The organism is Rhizobacter sp. (genome assembly GCF_031412075.1).
GTDB lineage: Bacteria > Pseudomonadota > Gammaproteobacteria > Burkholderiales > Burkholderiaceae_C > Rhizobacter.
Genome location: NZ_JANOCG010000511.1, coordinates 1 through 2698, shown reverse-complemented (window position 1 = coordinate 2698; position 2698 = coordinate 1). Strand labels below are relative to the sequence as shown.

Here is a 2698-nt window from a genome sequence, read left to right as displayed (position 1 = left end):
AAGGCCCCCGCGAAGAAGGCGGCAGCGCCGGCGAAGAAGCGCACGCCGAACGCGGCCTTCATGAAGGCGATGACGCCCAGCGATGCGCTGGCCGCCATCATCGGCAAGGGCCCGTACCCGCGCACCGAAGTGACCAAGAAGGTGTGGGAGTACATCAAGAAGAACAAGCTGCAAGACGCGGTCAACCGCCGGATGATCAACGCCGATGCCAAGCTGAAGGAAATCTTCAAGAAGGCGCAAGCGTCGATGTTCGAGATGACCAAGATGATCAACGGCCATCTGAAGTGAGATCCGGCGGGCGGCCTGCCGCCCTGCCGAAAGAGCCGGTGCCTGCACCGGCTTTTTTTATGGCGCGTTGACACCGCGGCATCAGGGATACCGAGAATGCGTGCCCCCGTCTGCGGGCGTTGCGATGAGGGGACGCGGCCCCCCGAGCGAGAAACGCCGCAGGACAATGGCGCATCGCCACACCGGGTCACCCAGCCTCCACCTCACCGTGCCGCTCCGACACCTCCTCACGACGCTGCTGGCCCTGTTTGCAGGGTTGGCCAGCTTCGGCGATGCGGCAGCGAGCAGCGGGCTGCGCAGCGATGCGAGCGAACGGGCCCCGCGCCGCGAGCGCGTGGCGGTGTGCAGCTGGGACCGGCCCGGCCACAACCCCTTCATGGGCAACGTGGTGGCCGCGATCGACCGCTACAGCGACATCCCGACCGACGTGCGCGTGCGCCTGAAGCAGCGCATGCAGGCGCGCCAGTACGACGAGATCGTCGACATCCGGCGCGACAGCATCCGCGGCAAGGCCGACTACCAACCGACCATCCGCGACATGCACTTCGGTCTCGACCGCGTGTGCGCCCAAGTCAGCCGCACGGGCTGGACGCCGCAGATGCACGAGCGTGGCTTGGTGTACTGCGAATCGGGCCATTGCATCCTGGTGCCCACCGTGTGCCGCAACGTGAGCCGCATCGAGCGCACGCCCGCGGCCATCGCAGGGGCGCCCGCGCAGGAGCCCGCGCCCGGCCCCACCGACACCAGCTCCGAACGCTACGCGGGCGAGCCCGATGCGCCGGGTACGGCCCGGCCGCAAGCCACCTCGTCGTTCGCCGAAGCGGTGGCCGGCGCCGCGCTGGCCTTGTTCCCGCTCGGCGACGATGCCGGCGCGCTCGGCGCCGAGCCCGCGCTGGGTGGCGATGTGGGCGTGCCGTTCGCGGGGTTGCCGGCCGGTGGCGGCGGCGCGCCGAACGGAAGCGGCAACGGTGGCAGCGGCAACGGCAGCGGCGGCGGCGGCACGGATTCACCGTTTACCGACAGCGGGCGCAACAGCTTCCTGGCGCAGCCACCGCTCGCCAACTTGCCCGGCTCTTTCGAGGGCGGCGTGCTGCCCGAGACGGGGCTGCCCGGCACGATCACCCCCGTGCCCGAGCCCGCCACCTGGGCCAGCCTGCTGCTCGGCCTGGTGCTCGTCTGGCGCCTCAGCGCGCGGCGAGCAGCTCGCCGCCCGGCAGCGCCGCTGCGCTAGCCAACGCCGGCGCGATGCGCCGAACCGGCGCACCCAGGTGCGCCACCCAGAAGCGTTCGTAGCGCGATCCCACACGCTGCACGCAGGCCAGGCCCACATCGCGGAAGTCCGGCTGCATCAGGTTGGCGCAGTGGGTCGGGCTGGCCAGCCAGGCTTGCAGGGTGTCATCGAAATCGGTCTGGCCGGCGGCCAGGTTTTCTCCGGCTCCCGCCGCGGCGTAGCCCGTGCTGCGCAGGCGCAGGCCGAAGCTGCGTTGCTGGGCGTCGACGTGCGAGAGCAGGTCGCGTTGCGCCAGGTCACTGGCCTGCGCCTGAGCGCTGCTCGCCAAGCGCTGCTCCCAGGCCAGCGGCTGCCGTGCCGCGGGCGGTGCCGCAGCGGCCGCACCTTCGCACGGGCCGGCGGTCTGCCTCACGTCGTTGAGCCGCTCGACCGCGCGTTGCAGCGCCTGCGTGTCGGCACAGGGCAGCAGCGGCTCGTTCGCCTGGGCGTGCGCGATGTTCACGAACCAGACCGGCAAGGTCAGCACGCTGGCGAGGGCCAGTTGCGTGAACCGGCGGCCGGCGCACTGCATGCGCGGACGGGGGGCGGGAACCGAAGACTCGAACTGGGCTGCAAACATGGCCCAATTCTGGAAAGTCGCCGCGTGTCTGGCGAGGGGCGCACTTCACGCCTGCTCGAGCGGCGCAGTGTCGACATGTGACCGAGGGGGTGCTTCAGGGGAAGCGAGCCGTGCAGTACGTCACGCCGGCGCGTTGGCGCGCGCCAACAAACCCGCCAGAAAGCGGCCGGTATGGCTTCCGTCCGACGCGGCGATCGCCTCCGGCGTGCCGGTGGCGACCACCCGCCCGCCGCCGCCGCCGCCTTCGGGGCCCATGTCGACGACCCAGTCGGCGGTCTTGATGACGTCCAGGTTGTGCTCGATCACGACGATGGTGTTGCCGGCGTCGCGCAGCTGGTGCAGCACCTTCAGCAGCAGTTCGATGTCGGCGAAGTGCAGGCCGGTGGTGGGTTCGTCGAGGATGTAGAGCGTGCGGCCGGTGTCGCGCTTGCTCAGCTCCAACGCCAGCTTCACGCGCTGCGCCTCGCCGCCCGACAGCGTCGTCGCGCTCTGGCCGAGCGTGATGTAGCCCAGGCCGACGTCGAGCAGCGTCTGCAATTTGCGCGCGATGCTCGGCACCG

At 70.6% G+C, this 2698-nt stretch carries 3 protein-coding genes and 1 pseudogene; 2 read left to right on the top strand and 2 right to left on the bottom strand.

What is annotated here, in order from left to right:
* Both RMO40_RS18890 and RMO40_RS18885 read left to right on the top strand, forming a co-directional pair.
* The coding region (locus RMO40_RS18890; RefSeq protein ID WP_309724684.1) for an SWIB/MDM2 domain-containing protein at positions 1-288 on the top strand (288 nt) is incomplete at its 5' end.
* Between the two features lie 208 nt (positions 289-496).
* Positions 497-1519 (top strand): MHFG family PEP-CTERM protein, encoded by a 1023-nt coding sequence (locus RMO40_RS18885; RefSeq protein WP_309724682.1) that lies wholly within the window; start codon positions 497-499, stop codon positions 1517-1519.
* On the opposite strand, the gene RMO40_RS18880 is transcribed toward RMO40_RS18885, so the two are convergent.
* Together RMO40_RS18880 and RMO40_RS18875 are read right to left on the bottom strand one after the other, a co-directional pair.
* The gene (locus RMO40_RS18880; protein ID WP_309724680.1) at positions 1473-2138 is read right to left on the bottom strand and encodes a CAP domain-containing protein; all 666 of its coding nucleotides are present in this window, start codon (positions 2136-2138) and stop codon (positions 1473-1475) included. The genes RMO40_RS18885 and RMO40_RS18880 overlap by 47 nt on opposite strands.
* A gap of 120 nt (positions 2139-2258) precedes the next feature.
* Positions 2259-2698 (bottom strand): annotated as a pseudogene (locus RMO40_RS18875) (excinuclease ABC subunit UvrA); the annotation flags it as partial.

What these genes read in the sequence shown, in the direction of transcription:
- RMO40_RS18880 (WP_309724680.1), bottom strand. Translation starts at nt 2,138, where the DNA reads ATGTTTGCAGCCCAGTTCGAGTCTTCGGTTCCCGCCCCCCGTCCGCGC.